We start from the raw sequence: 22,147 nt of genomic DNA, 5'->3' as shown, positions 1-22,147 counted from the left end.
GAACCGTGCGAACGCGTGGTTCAGCGCCCGGTCTTGATCTCGGTCCAGAGCCGGGTATAGAGCTTGTCCACTTCCGGCGGGTTGATCGCGTAGGTGAACATCTTCGCCGCCACGTCCTGCGGCGGATAGATGGTGCGGTCCTCGCGGATCGCCGCGTCCACCAGCGGCGTGGCCGACTTCACCGGGTTGGCGTAGTGGGTGACGTTGGTGTTGTTGGCGGCCACCTGCGGCTCGAGCAGGTAGTTGATGAACGCATAGGCGTTCTCCGGGTGCTTGGCATCCTTCGGGATGGCCAGCATGTCGAACCACTGCGGCGCGCCTTCCTTCGGGATCGAATAGGCCACTTCCACGCCGTTTCCGGCCTCCTCGGCGCGGTCGCGGGCCTGGATGATGTCGCCCGACCAGCCCACCACCAGGCAGGTGCTGCCATTGGCCAGCGAACCGACGTACTGGCTGGAGTGGAAGTTCTGCACGTACGGGCGGATGCTCTTGAGCAGGTCCGCGGCCTTCTGGATGGTGGCCGGATCGGTACTGTGCGGGTCCTGGCCCAGGTAGTGCAGCGCGATCGGGATCATGTCCGCCGGGGTGTCGAGGATGGTGACCCCGCAGTCCTTCATCCTGGCGATGTTCTCCGGCTTGAACACCAGGTCCCAGCTGCCGGCGATGTCGGTGCTGCCGCCGAAGCGCTCCTTGAGCTTGGCCACGTTGTAGCCGATGCCGGTGGTGCCCATCATGTACGGCACGCCGTATTTGTTCTCCGGGTCCTGGCCGGCGATGCGCGCCATCACCTCCGGGTCGAGGTTGGCCAGGTTCGGGATCTTGCTCTTGTCCAGCGGCAGGAACACCCCGGCCTGGATCTGGCGGCCGAAGAAATTCAGCGTCGGCACCACGATGTCGTAGCCGCTGTCGCCGGTCAGCAGCTTGGTCTCGACCATCTCGTCGCTGTCGAACACGTCGTAGGTGACCTTGATGCCGGTCGCCTTCTCGAAGTTCGGGATGGTGTCCTCGGCGATGTAATCCGAGTAGTTGTAGACGTTGAGGACCTTGGCCTCGCCGCCGGCGTCGGCGGTCTGGGCGCCCTGCTCCTTGCCACCACAGGCGGCAAGCAGGGACAGGGCGACGCCAGCGGTCAGGATGCGCAGATTCATGGGTTCTCCAGTGTGATCCGGGAGGGGGCCGGCTGAACCGGCGGGACGGGCCATTGTCCCACGAAGCACCGGGCGGAGCGACGCCGCCCGCCCCGCCTTCACGCGGCCGCGGCGGCCGGAACGCGCACCGGGCGGGCGTTCACACGTTGAGCAGCAGGAACTCGCGCTCCCAGGAACTGATGACCCGGAAAAAGGTCTCGTACTCCTTGCGCTTGACCGAGACATAGGCCCGGCAGAAGCGGCGGCCGAGCAGTTCCTGCAACGGCTCGCAGCCTTCCAGCCCGTCCAGCGCCTCGCCCAGCGAGCGCGGCAGCGCGTAACCGGGCGCCTTGGCGTTGCCGGCCACCGGCGCGGTCGGGGTGAGTTTCTCGCGGATGCCGAGCAGGCCGCAGGCCAGGGTCGCGGCCATCGCCAGGTAAGGGTTGGCGTCGGAGCCGGCGAAACGGCTTTCCACGCGGCTGTTCTCCAGGCTGTCGATCGGCACGCGCAGGCCGCAGGTGCGGTTGTCGAAGCCCCACTCCACGTTGCTCGGCGACACCTCGCCGAACACCAGCCGGCGGTAGGAATTCACGTTCGGGGCGAAGAACGCCATCGCCATCGGCACGTACTTCTGCAATCCGCCCAGGTACTGCATGAACAGCGCGCTGTACTCGCCCTCGCCGTCGCCGGCGAACACGTTGGCGCCGTCGCGGATGCGCAGCAGGCTCTGGTGGATGTGCATCGCGCTGCCCGGCTCGTTCTCCATCGGCTTGGCCAGGAAGGTGGCGTACACCCCGTGGCGCAGCGCCGCCTCGCGCATGGTGCGCTTGAACAGGAACACCTGGTCGGCCAGCGCCATGGCATCGGCGTGGGTGAAGTTCACCTCCAGCTGCGCCGCGCCGGATTCGTGGATCAGCGTGTCCACGTCCAGCTGCATCGCGTCGCAGTAGTCGTACATCAGGTCGAGGATCGGGTCGAACTCGTTGACTGCGTCGATCGAATACGACTGGCGCGCGGTCTCCGGGCGCCCGGAACGGCCGGCCGGCGGCAGCAGCGGGAAGTCCGGGTCGGTGTTCTTCTGCACCAGGAAGAACTCCACCTCCGGCGCGACGATCGGCTTCAGCCCCAGTTCCTCGTAGGCGGCCAGCACCCGCCGCAGCACGTTGCGCGGCGCCAGTTCGTGCGGCTGCCCATTGCGGGTGTAGCAGTCATGGATGACCTGCGCGGTCGGGTCGGTCGCCCACGGCACCATGCGCACCGTGTCCGGGTCCGGGCGCAGCACCATGTCCGAATCGGCCGGCGCCACCAGTTCGTAGTAGTCGTCGGGCGAGTCGCCGGTGACGGTGGTGGCGAAGATGCCCTCGGGCAGGCGCGTGCCGTAGTCGTGCGAGAACTTGTCCGCGGGGATGATCTTGCCGCGCGCGTTGCCGGTGATGTCCGGCACCAGGCATTCGACCTCGGTGATGTTGCGCTGCTTGAGCCAGCGCAGCAGGGTGCTGTCTTCCTGCACGACGGCGGGCTTGCGGGGGCGGGAACGGGGACGGGAGCTCATGACGGTTCGGCTTCGGTGGCATGACAGGCGCCCGCCACCGGTCTGTATGCCCTGCCCCGGTGGACAGGCCTGCTGGCACGCTACTGCCGCGCCGGCGTTTAGGCAACCGCATGCCGCCGTGCCCCGCGCTGCCGGGACACGTAGACTGCACTGCCCGCCCGCTTCGATGCGCCTGATGCCCGACGCCGCCGCCCGGCCCGACTATCCACCCAGCTGGTATGCGGCCAGCCTGCCGCCGCTGGCGCCGCGCGCGCCGCTGCGCGGCCACGCGCGCGCCGACGTGGCGGTACTGGGCGCCGGCTATACCGGACTGACCGCCGCCCTGGCCCTGGCCGAAAAGGGCTACCGGGTGACCGTACTGGAGGCCGAACGCGTCGGCTGGGGCGCCTCCGGCCGCAATGGCGGGCAGGCACTGGTCGGCTATGGCTGCGACCTGCATACGCTGGAATCGCTGCTCGGCCATGACGATGCGCGGCTGCTGTTCGAATTCTCGCGCGAGGGCCTGCGCCGGCTCAGGCAACGCATCGCGCGGCACGGCATCGACTGCGACTGGCGCGATGGCCATGCCAGCGTGCCGATCCGCCGCCGCCAGGAACGGGCGCTGCGCGCGGACATGGAAACCCTGGCGCGGCGCTACGACTACCCGCTGCAGTGGTGGGACCGAGCGCAGTTGCGCCAGGTACTGGCCAGCGACCGCTACCGCGGCGCGCTGTACGACCCGGGCAGCGGCCACCTGCACCCGTTGGCGTATGCGCAGGGGCTGGCGCGCGCGGCCGAGGCGGCCGGTGCCACCGTGCACGAGCATTCGCCGGTGCAGCGGCTGGAGCGTGGCGCGCGCCCGCTGCTGCATACCGCGCAGGGCAAGGTCGAGGCCGATTTCGTGGTGCTGGCCGGCAATGCCTGGCTGCAGGGCATCGCCCCGGAACTGGAAACCCGGATGATGCCGGTCGGCACCTATATCGGCGCGACCGCACCGCTCGGCGCCGAACGCGCGCGCGCACTGATCGGCAACGACATGGCCGTGGCCGACGTGAACTGGGCGCTGGACTATTTCCGCCTCAGCCGCGACCACCGGCTGCTGTTCGGTGGCCAGGCCAGCTATTCGGCGCTGCCGCCGCCGGGCCTGCGCGGGGCGATGACCCGGCGCATGCGCGCGGTGTTCCCGCAGCTGGCCGACGTGGAACTGGAATACGTCTGGGGCGGCTACATCGACATCACCCGCAACCGCGCCCCGCACTGGGGCCGGCTCACTCCCAACATCTACTTCGCGCAGGGCTTCTCCGGCCACGGCGTGGCCAGCACCGGCCTGGCCGGCGATGTCATCGCCGAGGCCATCGCCGGCCAGGCGCAGCGGCTGGACGTGTTCGAACGGATCGCGCACCACCGCTTTCCCGGCGGTACCGCGCTGCGCCGCCCGCTGCTGGTGGCGGCGATGTCCTGGTACAAGCTGCGCGACCTGCTGTGGTGAGCGGCCGGCCACGCGGCCGGGCCGTGTCCGGTGCCCGGCGCCGCGCTCAGGCGTCGTTGTCCCCGGCGTCGTGCCACAGCTCGTGCGCGTCGACGCGGATGAGCAGGGCCGCCTCCAGCGCATTGGCACGGGCGTCGGATTCGGCCAGCGCGCTTTCCTGCTCCTGGCGCTGCGCGGCGATCAGCTCGGCGATCCCGGCCTCGCCCAGCGCATAGGCGCGACGGACCTTGGCGGTGCTGGCACGCACCGCCTCCAGCGCCTGGCGGCTGTCACGCCACAACCGCCAGGCAGCATCGGCGTGGCGCACGGTCTGCTCGGCCTCGCGCTGGATCATGCGCCGCATGCTCTCGGCCATGGCACTGCCGGCCTCGGCACTGGCGCGTTGCGCGTCGGCAGTGGCCGAACGCGCCGCGCCGCCGAACGGAATGCTGACCACCACCCCGAGCGAGCGTTCCTCGCCACCGCGCTCGTCCAGCCAGCGCAGGCCCACACTGGGATCCGGCCGGCGCTCGGCGCGGGCGCGCAGGGCCGCACGGTCCAGCCGCTCGGCCTCGCGCTCGGCGGCGCCGATCTCGTGGCTGCGGCTGACGATATGGTCGATGTGCAGTTGCGCACCCGCATCATCGGCGACCGGTTCCGGCAGCGCCGGCGCGCGCCCGGGCAGCGGGATCGAGGGAAACGTGGTGCGCAGGGCGATGCGCGCGGCCTCGCAGCGTGCCGCCGCCGCGGTCGCCTGTGCATGGGCCTGCGACAACGCGGCCTGCGCGCTGTCGAGGTCGCGCCGGGCGGCATCGCCGGCGGTGACACGGCGGGCGATGGCGTCGCGGTCGCGCTGCACCAGCTCCAGCTGCGCCTGTGCCTGGGCCACCCCGCCTTCGGCCCGCAGCCACTCCATCCACTGCGCCAGCAGCAGGCGCGCGGCCTGGTGCTCGGCATCGGCCAGCTGCAGGCCTGCGACCTCGCGGCCCAGCCGCCCGAGCTCGCGATCCAGCCGCGCCTTGCCCGGCAGCCGCACGCCACGGGTGAGCTGCGCTTCGTACTCGCGGTAGTCCAGCCCGCCGTGCACGCGTCGCTGCTGCGACATCAGGCTCAGGGTCGGCTCGTGCGCACCGGCCGCCAGCCCGCGCGCCTCGGCCTCGGCACGGCGGGTGCCGGCCGCGGCGGCCTGCACCTGCGGATGCGCGGCGATGGCCTGCAGGACCAGCGTCTCCGGCGGCAGGTAGCCGGCATCGGTGGCGGCCGGTGCCACGCCGGGAAGGGCAAGGCAGGCGGCCAGCGCCAGGGTCGAGCGCAGGCGTCTCATGCCAGCCTCCCGAAGCGTTCGACGATCTCGCTCCACCAGCGGATGTCGGCGCCGGGCAGGCGCTGGCGCAGTCCGTCCAGCACGTCGTCCACGCGCTCGGCCGGCAGCACCAGCCAGGCCATGTCGCGGGCGACGCGGCCGCGCACGCGCTCGCGGCTGCTGGCCTTGTCGAAGCTGCTGCCATGGCCTTCGCCATGCAGCGTGGTGAAACCGGGCAGGTCGGGCATGTCGAGCAGCGCGGCGATCACCGCGTCCTCCAGTACGGGAGAGAAAACCAGGTTCAGGCGACGCAGTTCCATCAACGGGCTCCGAAGCGGCGGAACAGGACCGGCAGCAGCAACAGCGTCAGTGCGGTCGAACTGACCAGCCCGCCGATCACCACGATCGCCAGCGGGCGCTGGATCTCCGAGCCGGGGCCGCTGGCGAACAGCAGCGGCACCAGCCCCAGGCCGGTGATGCTGGCGGTCATCAGCACCGGGCGCAGGCGCCGCCGCGCGCCTTCGCGCACCACCGTCGCCATGGCCATGCCGGTAGCGGACAACTGGTTGAAATGCTCGACCAGCACCAAGCCGTTGAGCACCGCGATGCCGAGCAGGGCGATGAAGCCGATCGAGGCCGGCACCGACAGGTATTGCCCGGTCAGCCACAGCGCGAGCACGCCACCGACCATCGCGAACGGCACGTTGCCCAGTACCAGCAGCGCCTGCCGCATCGAACCGAAGGTGGAGAACAGGACCAGGAAGATCAGGCCGATGGCCACCGGCACGACCATGCCCAGGCGCGCGGCGGCACGCTGCTGGTTCTCGAACTGGCCGCCCCAGACGATGCGGTAGCCTTCGGGCAACGGCACCTCGCCGGCGACCCGGGTACGCGCCTCCTCGACGAAGCCGACCAGGTCACGGCCGTCGACATTGGCCTGCACCAGGGCGAAGCGCGAGCCGTTCTCGCGGCGCACCGCCACCGGGCCGGTGCTGCGCTCGATCTGCGCCAGCGCCGACAGCGGCACCTCGCCGGCGCCATCGCCGCGCGCCAGCAGCAGCCGCTCGAAGCGCGCCGGGTCCTGCTGCACGCCGGCATCCCCGCGCACCAGCACCGGGATGCGCCGGTCCGGTGCGATCACGGTGCCGGCCGGCAGGCCCTCGATCTGCGCGCGCAGTTCGTCCTGCACGTCGGCCACGGCCAGGCCGGCGCGGCCGGCGGCCTGGGCATCGATCTGCAGGCGCAGGTATTCCACGCCCTCGGCGGTCTGCGCCAGCACGTCCTGCGCGCCGGCCACGTCCTGCAGCACCTGCGCGATGCGCGTGCCGAGCTGGTTGACGGTGGCCAGCTCCGGCCCGAACACCTTGACCGCGACGTCGCCACGGCTGCCGGTGAGCATCTCGCTGACCCGCATCTCGATCGGCTGGGTGAAGCCATAGCCGACGCCCGGGAAATCCTCCAGCACGGTGCGGATCTGGTCGGCCAGCCATTCCTTGTCCGGCTTGCGCCACTGCGCCTTGGGCTTGAGCTCCAGGAACACGTCGCTCTCGTTCAGGCCCATCGGGTCCAGGCCGAGTTCATCCGACCCCACCCGCGCGATCACGTGCAGGATCTCCGGCACCCGTGCCTTCAGCGCCCGTTCCACCGCCAGGTCCTGTTCGACGCTGCTTTCGATGCCGATCGACGGCAGCTTGGCCAGCTGCACCAGCAGGTCGCCCTCGTCCATGGTCGGCAGGAAGGTCTTGCCGACGCCGAACCACGCCGCCACGCCCAGCAGCAGCGCCGCGCCGGCACCGATCGCCACGCGGCGCGGCCGCGCCAGCGCACCGTCGAGCAGCGGCATGTACAGGGCATCGAGCTTGCGCATCAGCCACGGCTCGCTGTGGGCGCGTTCGCGCAGCAGCAGCGAGGCCAGCACCGGGATCACCGTCAGCGACAGCAGCAGCGAGCCGGCCAGCGCGAACACGATGGTCAGCGCCACCGGGCCGAACAGCTTGCCCTCCAGCCCTTCCAGCGTCAGCAGCGGCAGGAACACCAGGCAGATGATGAGGATGCCCGATGCCACCGGCGCGGCCACTTCGCGCACCGCGGCGAACACCCGGTGCAGGCGCGGCAGGCCCGCGCCGGACGCACCGGGGTCGAGCCGGCTGACGGTGTTCTCCACCACCACCACCGCCGCATCGACCAGCATGCCGATGGCGATCGCCAGCCCGCCCAGGCTCATCAGGTTCGCGCTCATGCCGAACGCGCGCATCATCAGGAACGTGAGCAGCGCCGCGAACGGCAAGGTCAGCGCCACCACCAGCGCCGCGCGCAGCTCGCCCAGGAACAGCAGCAGCAGCACCACCACCAGTACGGTGGCCTCGAGCAGGGCCTTGGTGACGGTGCCGACCGCGCGGTCGATCAGCGCGCTGCGGTCATAGAACGGCTCCACCCGCACCCCGGCCGGCAGTTGCGGCGCCAGCTCGGCCAGGCGCGCGCGCACCGCGCTGACCACCGCGCCGGCATCGGCACCGCGCAGGCCGACCACGATGCCCTGCACCGCCTCGCCCTGGCCGTCGCGGGTGACCGCGCCATAGCGGGTCATCCCGGCCATGCGCACCTGGGCCACGTCGCCGACCCGCAGGGTGATGCCGTCCTGTACCTTCAATACGATCCGGCGCAGATCCTCCAGCCCGCGCACCGCGCCCTCGGCGCGGACCACCAGCGCTTCCTCGCCGTCGCCGAGGCGGCCGGAGCCATCGTTGCGGTTGTTGCGCTCCAGCGCGTCGGCCAGGTCGCGGAAATGCAGGCCGGCGGCCGACAGCGCGGCGCGGTCGGGCACGACCACGTAGCTGCTCACCTCGCCGCCGAGCGCGTTCACGTCGGCCACGCCGGGGATGGTGCGCAGCGCCGGGCGGATCACCCAGTCCAGCAGCGCGCGGCGCTCGGCCAGCTCCAGGTCGCCGCCCTCGATGGTGAACATGAAAAGATCGGACAGCGGCGTGGCGATCGGCGCCAGCCCGCCGCCGACGCCGTCCGGCAGCGCGACGTTGCCGAAGCGCTCGGCAACCTGCTGCCGCGCCCAGTAGATGTCGGTGCCTTCGGCGAAGTCCAGGGTGATGTCGGCGATGGCGTACTTGGCGGTGGAGCGCAGCATCGTGCCGTTGGGCAGGCCGAGCAGCTCCAGCTCCAGCGGCGCGACGACGCGGCTCTCCACTTCCTCCGGGGTCATCCCCGGCGCCTTCAGGATCAGCTTGACCTGGGTCGGCGCGATGTCCGGGTAGGCATCCACCGGCAGTTTCAGGAACGCCAGCGCGCCGGCCAGCGCCAGCCCCGCGGCGGCCACCAGCACCAGCACCCGCTGGGTCAGGGAGAATTCGACCAGGCGTCCGAGCATCGGCTTACTCCCCGGCCGCCAGCAGCGCCTTCAATGCGCTGGTACCGGCCACCGCCACCGCCGTACCGGCCGCGAGCGGCCCGCGCACCACCACCTGGGTCGCCGATTCGCCCAGCACCTCGACGGTCACCACCCGGTAGCCGCCAGCCGTGGCGGCGAACACCACGCTGTCGCGCCCCACCCGTGCCAACGCGCCGCGCGGCAGCGCCAGCGCTCCCTGCGGTGCCGGCAGTTCCAGCGTCACCGCCACCGGCTGGCCCGGTACGAGCACGCTGCTGGCCTCGAAGCGTGCGCGCACCGGCACGGTCTGGCTGGCGCCATCGACCGCGCTGCCCACGGCGGTGATCCGGCCACGCGCGTCGGTACCGTCGATGCGCGCCACCTGCCCGGCCGCCAGGCGCATGCGTGCTGCCGCCGGGGCGCGTATGGCCACGTCCAGCTGCGAGGTATCGGCCACCACGAACGCGGCGGCCATCGCCTCCAGCGCCTGCCCCGGCGCCACCTTGCGCTCGAGCACGCGCCCGGCCAGCGGTGCGCGCAGCTCGTATTCGCCCGGCAGCCCACCCCTGGCCGCCGGCGCCAGCGCCAGTGCCCGCGCGAACTGCGCCTGGGTGGCCCCGGTCTGCTCCTGCAACGCGCGGCTGCTCTCGGCACGTGCGGCCGGCACGATGCCCTCGGCCAGCAGGTCGGCATCGCGCCGCGCCTGCCGCGCCGCCAGCCGTGCTTCGCTGGCCGCGCGCCCGGCATCGGCCTCGAGCATCATCCGTTCGCGGCTTTGCACCCGCGCCAGCGGCGCACCGGCGGCGACCTGGCTGCCCTCGACCGCCAGCACCCGGGTCACCGTACCGGCGTACGGCGCGGTCACCACCGCGCTGCGTTCCAGCGCCGGTTCCACCGTCGCCGGCAGGTGTTCGAGCGGAATGCCGGTGGCTGCGACCGCCGCCGCGTTGCGTACGCCCAGTGCGCGCGCCTGCTCGGCCGGCATGCGGATCGCCGCAGGTGCGGCGGCAGCCACCACGGTGCAACTGGCCAGCAGCAGCGCCAGGCCGAACGGCAGCGCCGGAAGGAAACGGGTACGGCAGGACATCGAACAACCTCGACGTGGGGTGCGGGGGTGCCGGGAGTCTGCGCGGCGCGGCTTTGGAAACGCTTAAGGTGCTCGAGTGCGAAGCAGTTGCGTTTGCGTCTCCGCCATGGCGGCGATGGGCCCCGGTACGCACCGCGATACCGGCCAAGACGCTGCCTGCGGCGACACCCGGTGCCCGCAGCCGGCAATGGCCGGTGACCGGCTGCGGCCGGTCCGGGAGATGGAATGCCGGTGTCGGCCCTGCGGCCTCAGGCTTCGGGCAGCGCCGGGAACGGGCCAAGGCGGGCGACGAGGTCGCCGGCGTCGAGCCGGAAGTGCAGCTGCAGCACCAGTACCCGCGCCAGGGTCCGTGCCAGGGCCAGGCCGAGCCCGCCGTGGGTATCGGGCGCCCGTTCCGGGCGCTTGCGCCAGAAACGTTCGCCCAGCCGCGGCAGGTCGCTGTCATGCAGGTCGGGCGCGGGATTGCGGACCTCGAGCCAGGCGCCCTCCGCCGTCACCTTCACCCCGGCGAGGATGCGGCTGCCGGCCGGCGCGTATTCGACGGCGTTCTGCAGCAGGTTGGCGACGATGCGCTCGAGCAGGGCGGCATCGCTCGACGTCCACCACTCCGCCGCGCCTTCGAGCTGGATGTGCGCACCGGCGGACGTGGCGCGGGCCAGCACCTGCCGCTGCTGTTCGAGCAGCGCGCGCAGGTCGAGCGGCTCGGGTTGCGGTTCGGCCTGCCCCGATTCGTAGCGCGACAGGGCCAACAGGCCATCGACGCTGCGTTGCATGCGTTCCACCGCCGCCAGCGATATCGCCAGCGCCGCCGCCGCGCGGCCGGGGTCGCCACCGCGCAATGCCAGCTCGGCGCTGGTGCGGATCTCGGCCAGCGGCGTGCGCAGTTCGTGGGCGACGTCGCGCGCGAACCGGCGTTCGCGTTCCAGCGCGTCGTAGAGGCGGCCGAACGCGCTGTCCAGGGCCGCGGCCAGCGGCGCCAGCTCGGACGGCAGCGTCGCATCGAGCAGCGGCACCTGCGCGGTTTCCGGCGACAGCGACCCCACCCGGCCGCCCAGCCGCAGCAGTGGCCGCAGGCCACGGTTGACCACCACGATCGCCAGCGTCGCCGCGCCCAGCGCCGCCAGCAGGCTGACCAGCAGCAACGACAGGTGGATGCGCCGCTCCAGCACGTCGACATCGGTGCGTTCGATGGCGACGGTGATCAGCGCCGCGCGCGGGTCGCCGGCCGGGCCCGGGGCCACCTGCTGCGCCACCGCGCGGCCACGGTGGCCGTCGGGAAGCACCAGGTCGTAATACAGCGGTTCGGCGGCCGGCATCCGCGGGGGGCGTGCCAGCGCCTGCGTGCCGCTGGAGGACGAGCGCGCCAGCACCGCGCCGGCCGTGTCCCAGATGGTGTAGAAATCGGTGTGCCCGTGCTCGCGGAACTCCGGCATCAGCGCATCCACCGGGGTGCCGCTGGCGAGCAGCGCGCCGACCGCGCGCGCGCGGTCGAGCAGCTGCGCGTCCAGCCGCGCGTACAGGTGGTGGTCGAGCATCTGGTCCAGCAGCAGGAACAGCACCACCAGCAGGCTGCCCAGTCCCCCGACCAGCGCCACGATCAGGCGCCGCCGGATCGACCTCAGCCAGCGCCGCTCAGACGACCACATAGCCGAACCCGCGGCGGGTCTCGATCAGGCCATCGACGCCGGCACGCGCGAGCTTGGCCCGCAGGGTGCTGACCAGCACCTCGATCACCTTGTCCGAGGCGGTGCTGCTGCCGGCATACAGCCGCTCGAACAACGCGTTGCGGGTATGCACGCGGCCGCGCTCGCGCAGCAGCAGCTCCAGCAGCGCGTACTCCTTGGGCGACAACGCGATCGCCCCGCCCGGGCCGGTCGCCAGGCAGGTGGCGGTATCCACGCTCAGCGCCCCGGCGGCCAGCCGCGGCGAGGCGTCGTCGAAGCGGCGCCGCGCCAGCGCCTTCAGCCGCGCCAGCAGTTCGTCGAAGGCGAAGGGCTTGACCAGGTAGTCGTCGGCGCCGCGGTTGAGCGCCTCGACCCGGTCGCTGACCTGGTCGCGCGCGGACAGCACCAGCACGCGCGTGGCGCGCCGCTGCGCGCGCAGCCCATCCAGCACCCCGAGTCCGTCGACGCCCGGCAGGGCCAGGTCCAGCACCATCAGGTCATAGTCGTAATGCGCCAGGAATCCCAGCGCCTGGGTACCGTCGGCGGCCGCGTCCACCGCATGGCCCTCCGCGGCCAGGGCAAGGGCCAGGCTCTCGCGCAGGGCGGTGGAATCCTCGACAAGCAACAACCGCATGGGGCAGACGGCATCAGCAGAGACGGCGGCATCATGCCCTGTCTGCCCGGCCAATGCACCGCGGGCCCGTCATCGCGGCGTCGCCGGGGCCGGGGCCGGGTTAAAGTCCGCCGCGCCGCGGCCGCTAACTGGATGCGACGACCCGCCACCGGATCCCACCCACCCATGACAGTGTCGCCGCCGGCCGGCTTCGACAGCCGACCGATCACCCCCCTGCCCCAGCGCATCCTGCTCGTCGAGAACTCGCGCACCTTCACCACGATGCTGCGCGAGGCCATCGAGCAGCGTCTGGAACTGCCGGTCAGCGTGGCCTCCTCGCTGGCCGAGGCCGGCGCCCTGCTCGACGCAGAGGACGACTGGTTCCTGGTGCTGACCGGGCTGGTGCTTTCCGACGGCGACCGCGACGGCGTGGTGGCCTACTTCGTCGAACGCGGGCTGCCGACCATCGTGGTCAGCAGCGTCTACGACGAGGACCTGCGCCGGCGCGTGCTGCAGCAGGACATCATCGACTACGTACTGAAGAACACGCCCGGCAGCCTGGATTACCTGGTGTGGCTGGTACAGCGGCTGGAGCGCAACCGCCGCATTTCGGCGCTGGTGGTGGACGATTCGCCCTCGGCGCGCGGCTATGCCGCTTCGCTGCTGGCCATGTACGGCTACCGGGTCACCGAGGCCGGCGACGGCCAGGCCGCACTGCAGGCGCTGGAAGCCGACCCGGCGATCCGCCTGGCCATCGTCGACCAGGAGATGCCGGGGATGGATGGCGTCGAATTGACCCGGCGCCTGCGCGCACTGCGCGCGCGCGACCGGGTCGCGGTGATCGGCATCTCCGGCAACTCCGACCCTTCGCTGATCCCGCGCTTCCTCAAGAACGGCGCCAATGACTTCCTGCGCAAGCCGTTCTCGCGCGAGGAGTTTTTCTGCCGGGTCTCGCAGAACGTCGACCAGCTGGAGCTGATCGGCACCCTGCAGGACCTGGCCACCCGCGACTTCCTCACCGGCCTGCCCAACCGCCGCAGCTTCCTGGAGCGCAGCCAGCGCCACCTCGAGCGGCATGGCGCCGAGGCCGGCAGCGTCGCGGTGGCCATGGTCGACATCGACCACTTCAAGCACATCAACGACAGCCTCGGCCACGAGGCCGGCGACCAGGCGCTGCGCGCCGTGGCCGGGGTCCTGCATGCCCACACCCGTCCGCAGGACCTGAGCGCCCGCTTCGGTGGCGAGGAATTCTGCCTGCTGGTCGGCGCACCGGACGAGGACGCCTGCACCCGTCACTTCGAGCAGTTGCGCGCGGCCGTGGCCGCCCTGGAGCTGAGCCTGGGTGGCAGCACGCTGCGCATGACCGTCAGCATCGGCGTATGCCGCATGCCCGCGCACAACTGCACGCTGCATGCGCTGATCGCCGAGGCCGACCGCCAGCTGTACCTGGCCAAGGCCGGCGGCCGCAACCGCGTCCACGGCGTGACCCTGAACTGACCGCCGGCGGGCTTTGATCCAGATCAACGCGCCGCACCACCGCCCTGCCTAGAGTGCGCCCGACAGCATCTACTTGGAGAAGCGGCGGTGGCACTTTTGGTCTGGCAGGACGATCTCAACACGGGCGTGGAGGTCATCGACCACCAGCACATGCGCATCGTGGAGATGCTCAACCACCTGCATGTGACCCAGAAGAGCATGGAGCGGGTCGCCGTGGGCGAGGTGATCGACGAACTGATCGACTACACGCTGTCGCACTTTGCCTTCGAGGAAGAGCTCATGGAGGAGGCCGGCTACCCGTTCTGCGCCGCGCACAAGCGCGTGCACGAGGTCTTCATCAAGCGCGTCTCCGAGTACCGCATGCGCTTCGAGTCCGGCGAGGACATCACCGACGACCTGCGCAACATGCTCTCGCGCTGGCTGTTCAACCACATCCGCGGCGACGACAAGGCCTACGCCGAGCACGTCAAGCGCCACCTCAACAAGTTCGCCCGCGAACACGAGGAAGGCGGCTGGCTCGGACGCACCCTCAAGCGCCTGTTCCGCTGATCGCACCGGGAGCCTGCCGGCGCCGCGCGGCGCATGGCGGCAGGCCCTGCACCATGGAACCGCCGGGAACGATGCCCGGCACCCGGCCATCGACGGCCGATGGCCGCCAAGGATGGCGGCCCCTCTTGCCCGCCACGCGCGGGACGGATCAGGGCCGCGCCGCGGCGCGGCGCTGGATCGCCCACAACGCCAGCGCGGTGGCCAGCGCGGTGGCGCACAGGTAACCGCCGACCGCACCGACCCCGAACCTGCCCGCCAGCCATGTGGCCGCATACGGCGCCGGCGCGGCGCCGAGGATGCCGGCAAGGTTGAACGACAGCGATGCGCCGGTGTAACGCACCTGCACCGGATAGAGGCTGGCCAGCATGGTGCCGCAGGGGCCATAGGTCAGGCCCATCAGGAACAGGCCCAGCGACAGGAACCCCAGCACCTGCCACGGGTGCGCGGCCTGGAACAGCGGCTTGAACAGCAGGCCGAACACGAAGATCGCCAGCGTCGCCCACAGCATCGTGCGGATCGTGCCGTGGCGGTCGCCGTGCAGCGCCGCCAGCGGGATGCCGGCGGCGAAGAACAGGATGCCGACCATCTGCAGCAGCAGGAACTGTTCACGGCTGTAGCCCAGCACCGACGTGCCGTAGCCCAGGGTGAACACCGTCATCAGGTAGAACAGCACGAAGGTCGCGAACGCCGCCAGGGTCCCGGCCACCAGCGCGAAGCCATGGCCGGCGATCACCTCGCGCATCGGCAGGCGCACCCGCTGCCCGTGCGCTACCGCGCGGCGGAAATCCGGGGTCTCGTGGATGTTCAGGCGCACCCACAGGCCGACGATCACCAGCAGCGCGCTGGCCAGGAAGGGCACGCGCCAGCCCCAGGCCAGGAACGCGGCATCGTCCATCAGCCGGCCCAGCAGCAGGAAGATCCCGGCCGACATCAGGAAGCCCAGTGGCGCGCCCAGCTGCGGGAACATGCCGTACCAGGCGCGCTTGCCCGGCGGCGCGTTCTCGGTGGCCAGCAGTACTGCCCCGCCCCATTCGCCGCCCAGGCCCAGGCCCTGGCCGAACCGGCACAGCGCCAGCAGCGCCGGGGCCAGCAGGCCGATGCCGGCATAGGTGGGCAACAGGCCGATGGCAACCGTCGACAGGCCCATCGTCAGCAGCGCCGCCACCAGCGTGGCCTTGCGCCCGATGCGGTCGCCGTAGTGCCCGAACAGCGCCGAACCGACCGGCCGCGCGATGAACGCCACCGCGAACGTGGCCAGCGACTGCAGCAGCGCCGCATTGGGGCTGGCTTCGGGAAAGAACAGCTTCGGGAACACCAGTACCGCCGCGGTGGCGTAGATGTAGAAGTCGAAGAACTCGATGGTGGTGCCGACCAGGCTGGCGGCGAGCACCCGGCGCGGTGAGTTGGCGGAAGTCGCGATGGAGGGCATGGGCGCCATGGCCGAGGGATACCCGCGCAGTCTGCCACGCGCCATGCGCCGCCAGCAGGCCGGTTGCGGACGACACCATCGTCCAGCCGCGGCCTGCCGCCTGCGGCCTGTGCCCAGGCCGCAGGGCGATGCCCCGTCGGCCGCCACGGCCGCATGCCGGCATCCCGCCAGCCTGCCTGGAGGCGTGCGCGTTGACGCCCTCGCCACACCCGCCGAACAGGAAATGAACTTCTTTTTGCCGCGCCCTCCACGTCGGTTAACCGTAGCGCAGCGGCATACCGCGCGCCGACGCCGGTTCACGGTGGCGTACAGGAAACCTCCGCTACGTTCCGCTCTACGCGCAGCAACGCGCCGATACGACAGGAGCAACCCATGAACAATCGACCGCTGCATACCGCCCTCTTCGCCGCCACGCTGGCCCTGGCCGGCACCGGCGCCGCCCAGGCCCAGGACGCGCTCACCGCGCCGCAGGTGCGCGCGCAGCTGGAGGCGCAGGGCTATACCAAGGTCGAGGACCTGGAGTTCAAGGACGGCATGTGGAAGGCCGATGCCACCAGTGCCAACGGCAAGCGGGTGGACGTGCGCCTGGACCCGCGTAGCGGCAACGTGTACCCGGACAAGCCGGTGCCGGCGCTGGGCGAGGCCGATATCCGCGCCCAGCTGTCCACCGCCGGCTACAGCGGCGTGCATGACGTCAAGCTCGACGACGGCCTGTGGAAGGCCAAGGGCACCACCGCCGCGGGCGAGAAAGTGAAGGTCCAGCTGGACCCGACGACGGGCGAAGTGATCGCGCTGGAAAAGGACTGAGCACTCTTGCGGTGCCGGCGGCATGAGCGCCGCCGTTCACCCGGTCCGGGCCGACCACTGCGGCCCGGGCCACGCTCAGCCCAGCAGGCCGGCCTCGCGCAGGGCTGCTTCCACTCTGGGCTGGTTGCCGGGCTCCAGTTCGGTCATCGGCAGTCGCAGCGTGCCGCCACACAGGCCCAGGCGCTGCATCGCCCATTTCACCGGGATCGGGTTGGCTTCGACGAACAGCTGTCTGTGCAGCGGCAGCAAGCGCTGCTGGATCACCATGGCCGCCTGCACCTGGCCGGCCATCGCCGCCATGCACAGCGCGTGCATCAGCCGCGGCGCCACATTGGCGGTGACGCTCACGTTGCCGTGGCCGCCGCAGAACATCAGCGCCACCGCGGTGGCGTCGTCGCCCGAATACACCGCGAACCCGTCCGGCACCTCGCGGATCAGCCATTGCGCGCGTTCCAGGTTGCCGGTGGCTTCCTTGATCCCGACCACGCCCGGCACCTGCGCCAGCCGCAGCACGGTGTCGTGCTGCAGGTCGGCCACGCTGCGCCCGGGCACGTTGTAGAGCACGATCGGCAGGTCGCCGGTGGCCTCGGCGATGGCCCGGAAATGGCGGTACTGCCCTTCCTGGCCGGGCTTGTTGTAGTACGGCACCACCTGCAGCTGGCTGTCGGCGCCCACTTCCCGCGCATACCGCGCCAGGGCGATGGCCTCGGCGGTGGAATTGCCGCCGCATCCGGCCATCACCGGCACCCGCCCGGCGGCCTGTTCCACCGCCACGCGGATGATCTCGCAGTGCTCTTCCACGTCCACGGTGGGCGACTCGCCGGTGGTACCGACCACGCCGATGCAGTCCGTGCCCTCGGCCACGTGCCAGTCCACCAGACGGCGCAGCGCCGCATAGTCCACGCTGCCGTCTTCGTGCATGGGCGTGACGAGCGCGACGATGCTGCCGCGGAGGGGGACGTGGGAGGATGTCATCGCGGTATCCGGAAGGCGTTCGGGGGAACCCGGATTCTAATCGCCAAGCGCCGCCCGCCGCCTTCCACGCCGGCAATGGTTTCAATTGGCAGCAAACCGGCGCGCTCAGGCGCCCGCGGCGGCCGGATGCAGCCGTGCCCACAGCACGATCATCACCAGCGCCATGAGCACCCACACCGCCGTGGCCACGCCCAGGGTCACCGCCAGCGGCCAGCGCACGCTGCCGAAGTACACCGCCACCAGGTAGCCGGCATAGGGAAACAGCGACCACAGCCCGAACAGCGCGGTTTTCTGCAGGTCGGCGCCGGAGCGCTGGCTGCCGACGATGTAGTGGGCGATCAGCGCGAAAGTGGGAAACAACGGCACCAGCCCGGCGATGAAGAAACTCTTCGATCTGGCCAGCAGCGCGATCAGCAGCACCGCCAGGGCGCCCAGCAGCGATTTCAGGAACAGGGAAATCATCGGGTCGTCGAGGTGGCCGTGCGGGGAATGGCGGGCGTCCTGCCCCGGCGCCGGCTAGCGGGCCGCAAGGACCAGCGCCAGCGCGATGGCGGCCGGCAGCGCCTGCACGAACAGGATCCTGCGGCTGGCGGTGGCGGCGCCGTAGAGGCCGGCCACGAGCACGCAGGCCAGGAAGAACACGCGCACGGCGTGTCCGGACGGGCCCAGCACCAGGCCGAACACCAGGCCGGCGGCCAGGAAACCGTTGTAGAGCCCCTGGTTCGCCGCCAGCACCCGGGTCTGCTCGGCGAATTCACGGGTCAGGCCAAAGGCCCTGCGTCCTGCCGGCCGCGTCCACAGGAACATTTCCAGGACAAGGATCCAGGCATGGATCAGCGCGACCAGGGCGGTTGCGATATCGGCAATGAGGAGCATGACCGCCTCGTGCAGTCGCGGCAGGCGAGCATGATCGACTTCCCGCAGGCCGGCAAGCACCGCGGCCGTGCCGTCCCCGGCCTCACTTACAATGCCGCCCCCTCGTTCCACCGGCATGCGCATGGACATCATCGTCAACGAAGAACTCAAGGCCTACATCGATCCGCTGACCCCGGACGAGCACGACGCGCTGGAGCGCAGCCTGCTGGCCGAGGGGTGCCGCGACGCACTGGTGCTGTGGGGCAACGTACTGGTCGACGGCCACAATCGCTACGGCATCTGCCGCAAGCACGGCATCCCGTTCCAGACGGTGCAGAACACCCGCTTCCAGTCGATGCAGGACGTGCACCTGTGGATGATCGAGCAGCACCTTGGCCGGCGCAGCGTGTCCGATTTCCAGCGCGGCGTGCTGGCCCTGCGCAAGCGCGCGATCGTCGAGGCCCGGCACCGCGCCGAGCAGGAACAGCTGCGCCGGGAGAGCGAGGGCGAGGCGCCGCTGGCGGCCGCCGACGGTCCGGCCGATGCCGATCTGCCGCCATGGGAGCCGGCGCCGAAACTGTCCAAGGCCGAAATCGCCCGCGAAGCCAAGCTCAGTGCCAGCCAGGTGACGCTGATCGAGAAGATCAGCGCGCAGGCCGCGCAGGAGGTGATCGAAGCGGTCAAGGCCGGCGAGATCTCGCTCAGTGCCGCGGCGGTGGTCGCCAGCCTGCCGGAAGCGGAACAGCGCGCGGCCGCCCAGGGGGGCAAGGACCAGCTGAAGGAAGCCGCCCGGCGCGTGCGCGAATCGCGTCGCAAGCCCAGGGCGGCGCCCGAGCCGGATACCGCACAGACGCCGCCGGCCATGCCCGCGCAGGCCGACGGCGATGCGGGCGAAGTGGACGCCCTGCGCCAGCGCGTGGCCTCGCTGACCGCGGAAAACCAGGCGTTGCGCATGGAGCTGGAAGCGCTGCGCGCGCGCCTGGCCAGCGCCGCCACGGCGGAAGCCACCGAAGCCTGAGTGCCCTGGCGGTGACACGCCGCGCGCCTCCGCCAGGGCACCGGCGGCATGCGCCGGCGCTGCCGGCAGCCGGCGGTGGAATTGCAAGACGGCGGGCGAGGCGGTCACCATGCGCGTGTCCCCACAGGAGTCGGCCATGGCCTCGGCATCCCCTGAACTGGAGCAGTTCGTCCGCGACGCGCTGATGCGCGGCCACGACCGCGAGCAGGTGCGCCAGGCCCTGCTGGCCGCCGGCTGGAGCGCCGAGCAGATACGCGGCGTGCTGGACGGCTGGGCCGAAGTGGGTTTCGCGCTGCCGGTGCCGCGCCCGCGCGCCTCGCTGTCGGCGCGCGAAGCCTTCCTCTACCTGGTGCTGTTCAGCACCCTGTACTTCTTCGCCTGGAACCTGGGCAGCCTGGTGTTCGCCCTGCTCGAGCACGCCCTGCCCGACCCGGCCGACGCGCAGTGGCAGGTGGCGCGGCTGACCGGTTCGATCCGCTGGTCGATCTCGGCGCTGGTCATCGCCTTCCCGGTGTTCGCCTTCCTCGCCCGCCACCTTGCCCACGACGTGGCGCGCAACCCGATCAAGCGCCTGTCGCCGGTTCGCCGCTGGCTGACCTACCTGACCCTGTTCGTCGCCGCCAGCGTGCTCATCGGCGACCTGACCACGCTGGTGTTCAACCTGCTCGGCGGCGAACTGAGCCTGCGCTTCGTGCTCAAGGTCGCGGTGGTGGCGGCGATCGCCGGCACCGTGTTCGGCCACTACCTGCGCGACCTGCGCCGCGAGGAAGTCGCCGACGGCGGCCACGCCGGTTCCGGTCGCGGTGTGCTGTGGGCGACCGGCGTCGCCACGGTGCTGGCGGTCGCTGCCGGCGTATGGACCATGGACTCGCCGATGCAGCAGCGGCAGCTGCGGCTGGACGAAGCCCGCATCGGCGACCTGCAGACCCTGGAGTCGGCCATTGCCGCATGGCGCGGCGAACACGACGCGCTGCCGCCCGACATGGACGCGCTGGCCGCGCAGCCGGGCGTCAACCTGCCGCGGCGCGATCCGGCCGGCGGCGCGGATTACCGCTACCGCCGCATCGATGACAGCCACTACGAACTGTGCGCGGACTTCGCCACCGACAGCGGCCAGCGCCGCGCGCGCTGGCGCCTGCCGCAGGCCGGACAATGGGCGCATCCGGCCGGATCGCACTGCTTCCGCCGCAGCGCGGGCGACAAGGATTGAGCTTGGCGCCGGCCGATCCGCGCCGCGCCCAGCTGCGCCGGCTCAAGCTGTACGCGCTGGCGATGCTGCTGGCGATGCTGGCCGGCTTCGTCCTCAGCCACTTCAATGGCGGGCACGGCGCCTGGGCGTGGGTCGGCGCGTTCTGCGAGGCGGCCATGGTCGGCGCATTGGCCGACTGGTTCGCGGTGGTGGCGCTGTTCCGCCGCCCGTTGAACCTGCCGATCCCGCATACCGCCATCATCCCGCGCAGCAAGGCGCGCATCGCCGACAGCCTGGCGCTGTTCGTGCGCGACCACTTCCTCGAGCCGGAGGCGTTGCTGGCCAAGCTGAAGGTATTCGACCCGGCCACGCGCCTGGGCCACTGGCTGGCGCAGCCGCAGCAGGCGCGGATGCTGGCCGGCATGGCACGCGGCTGGGCACTGCAGGCGCTGGACCTGCTGGACGAATCGGCCGTGCGCCGGGCCATCCAGGGTTTCGTGGTCGAACAGCTGCGGCAATGGAACGCCGCGGCCACCGCCGGCGACCTGCTCGGCCTGCTGACCGCCGACGACCGCCACCAGCGGGTGCTGGACGAGGGCCTGACCCGCATCGCCGGCTGGCTCGACAGCGACACCGTGCGCCAGCGCGCCTCGGCGCTGATCGTGCGCTACATCCGCAAGGAATGGCCGAAGCTGGCCAGCACCGTGGACTGGGTCAAACCGATCGACGAGATCGGCGATTCGCTCGCCGAGCGCATGGCCCGCGCCGGGCTGGACGAACTGCAGGCGATCCTGTCCGAACCCGGGCATCCGCTGCGCCAGGACTACGCACGCTGGCTGGGCGGCTACCTGCAGCGGTTGCGCGACGATCCCGCACTGGCCGCGCGGGTGGACGCGCTCAAGCAGCAGGTGATCGACCATCCGGCCGTGCAGGACTACGTGCAGGGCCTGTGGCAGCGCATCCACCAGCAGCTGCGCGACGACCTGTCGCGCGAGGATTCGGTGCTGGCCGCGCACCTTGAACGCAACCTCGGCAAGCTCGGCGCCACCATCGGCCGCGACCCGGCGCTGCGCGATGCGCTCAACCAGCACATGCTGGCCGGCGCCGAACGCCTCACCACGCGCCTGCGCAGCGGCGTGACCACGCACATCGCGCAGACGCTCAAGGCCTGGGACGAGCGCAAGCTGGTCGAGCAGCTGGAACTCAGCGTGGGCCGCGACCTGCAGTACATCCGCTTCAACGGCACCCTGGTCGGCGGCCTGATCGGCGTGCTGCTGCATGCACTGACCGTCTGGCTGCGCTTCTGATACCGGCCGGACCGCGATACGCCGGGCATGGCCGCACCGCGCGGCCTCCTGTTCGATCAATCGAGAATGGCGCGGGCTGGGCTGGGCGATGCTGGTCCTGGGCGCAGGCCCGTGCGCACGCGCGCAGGGCTGGGCACCGGGGCCGGTAATTGGGCTCGGCGCGCTGACGCTGCCGGACTGCTGCTGGCCCTCGCGCTCCATCCATGCCGGCCGCGCCGGGTGGTGCCGCTGGCGTGGACGCCGCCGCCCGCCGGACTGCGGGTCGCGCGGGGTTGACGGCAGCGGCGCATGCGCGGCGATGCCGGGCGATGGGCGCTCCCCCGTTCCCGGATCGACGACCCGGGAACGG

19 protein-coding genes are annotated in these 22,147 nt (G+C 71.4%); 7 read left to right on the top strand and 12 right to left on the bottom strand.

Annotation, left to right across the window (positions count from 1 at the left end):
• Window positions 1–20: 20 nt before the first annotated feature.
• Window positions 21–1,148, bottom strand: a complete 1,128-nt coding sequence (locus tag QQA12_RS06135; RefSeq protein ID WP_226050029.1) for a polyamine ABC transporter substrate-binding protein — start codon at window positions 1,146–1,148, stop codon at window positions 21–23.
• A 139-nt stretch (window positions 1,149–1,287) separates the two neighbouring features.
• Window positions 1,288–2,679, bottom strand: a complete 1,392-nt coding sequence (locus QQA12_RS06130; protein ID WP_054664559.1) for a glutamine synthetase family protein — start codon at window positions 2,677–2,679, stop codon at window positions 1,288–1,290.
• Window positions 2,680–2,854: 175 nt separating this feature from the next.
• On the opposite strand from QQA12_RS06130, the gene QQA12_RS06125 reads away from it, so the two are divergent.
• Entirely contained in the window at window positions 2,855–4,147 is a 1,293-nt protein-coding gene (locus tag QQA12_RS06125; protein WP_233324819.1) for an FAD-binding oxidoreductase, read from the top strand.
• 46 nt (window positions 4,148–4,193) lie between these two features.
• Here QQA12_RS06125 and QQA12_RS06120 read toward each other — a convergent pair whose 3' ends face one another.
• From QQA12_RS06120 to QQA12_RS06095, 6 genes are all read right to left on the bottom strand, one after another.
• Window positions 4,194–5,450 carry a TolC family protein gene (locus tag QQA12_RS06120; RefSeq protein WP_226050031.1) on the bottom strand — a complete coding sequence of 419 codons (1,257 nt, stop codon included), beginning with the start codon at window positions 5,448–5,450 and terminating at the stop codon, window positions 4,194–4,196.
• Window positions 5,447–5,749 carry a DUF3240 family protein gene (locus tag QQA12_RS06115; protein WP_054664553.1) on the bottom strand — a complete coding sequence of 101 codons (303 nt, stop codon included), beginning with the start codon at window positions 5,747–5,749 and terminating at the stop codon, window positions 5,447–5,449. Before QQA12_RS06115 ends, QQA12_RS06120 begins: the two co-directional genes overlap by 4 nt.
• On the bottom strand, window positions 5,749–8,808 hold the full coding sequence (locus QQA12_RS06110) for a CusA/CzcA family heavy metal efflux RND transporter (protein ID WP_182334025.1): 3,060 nt from the start codon (window positions 8,806–8,808) through the stop codon (window positions 5,749–5,751). Before QQA12_RS06110 ends, QQA12_RS06115 begins: the two co-directional genes overlap by 1 nt.
• 4 nt (window positions 8,809–8,812) lie before the next feature.
• The gene (locus QQA12_RS06105) at window positions 8,813–9,895 is read right to left on the bottom strand and encodes an efflux RND transporter periplasmic adaptor subunit (protein WP_226050032.1); all 1,083 of its coding nucleotides are present in this window, start codon (window positions 9,893–9,895) and stop codon (window positions 8,813–8,815) included.
• Window positions 9,896–10,143: 248 nt separating this feature from the next.
• Complete coding sequence (locus QQA12_RS06100) at window positions 10,144–11,541, bottom strand: histidine kinase dimerization/phospho-acceptor domain-containing protein (RefSeq protein ID WP_226050033.1); 1,398 nt, start codon at window positions 11,539–11,541, stop codon at window positions 10,144–10,146.
• Complete coding sequence (locus QQA12_RS06095) at window positions 11,528–12,193, bottom strand: response regulator transcription factor (protein WP_054664541.1); 666 nt, start codon at window positions 12,191–12,193, stop codon at window positions 11,528–11,530. The genes QQA12_RS06100 and QQA12_RS06095 overlap by 14 nt, the downstream gene beginning before the upstream one ends.
• Window positions 12,194–12,358: 165 nt before the next feature.
• On the opposite strand from QQA12_RS06095, the gene QQA12_RS06090 reads away from it, so the two are divergent.
• Both QQA12_RS06090 and QQA12_RS06085 read left to right on the top strand, forming a co-directional pair.
• Entirely contained in the window at window positions 12,359–13,669 is a 1,311-nt protein-coding gene (locus QQA12_RS06090; protein WP_226050034.1) for a diguanylate cyclase, read from the top strand.
• An 87-nt stretch (window positions 13,670–13,756) separates the two neighbouring features.
• A complete protein-coding gene (locus tag QQA12_RS06085) occupies window positions 13,757–14,218 on the top strand; it encodes a bacteriohemerythrin (protein WP_054664537.1) in 462 nt (153 codons plus the stop codon).
• Between the two features lie 148 nt (window positions 14,219–14,366).
• On the opposite strand, the gene QQA12_RS06080 is transcribed toward QQA12_RS06085, so the two are convergent.
• A complete protein-coding gene (locus QQA12_RS06080) occupies window positions 14,367–15,647 on the bottom strand; it encodes an MFS transporter (protein ID WP_200909216.1) in 1,281 nt (426 codons plus the stop codon).
• A 372-nt stretch (window positions 15,648–16,019) separates the two neighbouring features.
• Between QQA12_RS06080 and QQA12_RS06075 the strand changes: the two genes are divergently transcribed.
• The gene (locus tag QQA12_RS06075) at window positions 16,020–16,454 is read left to right on the top strand and encodes a PepSY domain-containing protein (protein WP_054664533.1); all 435 of its coding nucleotides are present in this window, start codon (window positions 16,020–16,022) and stop codon (window positions 16,452–16,454) included.
• A 75-nt stretch (window positions 16,455–16,529) separates the two neighbouring features.
• Here the strand turns inward: QQA12_RS06075 and dapA are convergent, their stop codons facing one another.
• The 3 genes from dapA to QQA12_RS06060 all read right to left on the bottom strand — a co-directional run bounded on the left by dapA (window position 16,530) and on the right by QQA12_RS06060 (window position 18,305).
• Entirely contained in the window at window positions 16,530–17,429 is a 900-nt protein-coding gene (dapA, locus tag QQA12_RS06070; protein ID WP_226050035.1) for a 4-hydroxy-tetrahydrodipicolinate synthase, read from the bottom strand.
• A 105-nt stretch (window positions 17,430–17,534) separates the two neighbouring features.
• Entirely contained in the window at window positions 17,535–17,891 is a 357-nt protein-coding gene (locus QQA12_RS06065; protein WP_226050036.1) for a GlpM family protein, read from the bottom strand.
• Window positions 17,892–17,945: 54 nt separating this feature from the next.
• A complete protein-coding gene (locus tag QQA12_RS06060; RefSeq protein WP_226050037.1) occupies window positions 17,946–18,305 on the bottom strand; it encodes a DUF1304 domain-containing protein in 360 nt (119 codons plus the stop codon).
• Window positions 18,306–18,426: 121 nt separating this feature from the next.
• On the opposite strand from QQA12_RS06060, the gene QQA12_RS06055 reads away from it, so the two are divergent.
• The 3 genes from QQA12_RS06055 (at window position 18,427) to QQA12_RS06045 (ending at window position 21,798) form a co-directional block, all read left to right on the top strand.
• The gene (locus QQA12_RS06055; RefSeq protein ID WP_226050038.1) at window positions 18,427–19,302 is read left to right on the top strand and encodes a plasmid replication/partition related protein; all 876 of its coding nucleotides are present in this window, start codon (window positions 18,427–18,429) and stop codon (window positions 19,300–19,302) included.
• A 136-nt stretch (window positions 19,303–19,438) separates the two neighbouring features.
• A complete protein-coding gene (locus tag QQA12_RS06050; protein ID WP_182212468.1) occupies window positions 19,439–20,512 on the top strand; it encodes a DUF5671 domain-containing protein in 1,074 nt (357 codons plus the stop codon).
• Window positions 20,513–20,514: 2 nt separating this feature from the next.
• Window positions 20,515–21,798, top strand: a complete 1,284-nt coding sequence (locus tag QQA12_RS06045; protein WP_056932108.1) for a DUF445 family protein — start codon at window positions 20,515–20,517, stop codon at window positions 21,796–21,798.
• Window positions 21,799–22,147: the final 349 nt, after the last annotated feature.

This window comes from Stenotrophomonas sp. 17(2023) (genome assembly GCF_030345315.1).
Taxonomy (GTDB): domain Bacteria; phylum Pseudomonadota; class Gammaproteobacteria; order Xanthomonadales; family Xanthomonadaceae; genus Stenotrophomonas; species Stenotrophomonas acidaminiphila.
The sequence above is the reverse complement of the archived record's forward strand: the minus strand, read 5'-3'. Positions and strand labels throughout refer to the sequence as shown.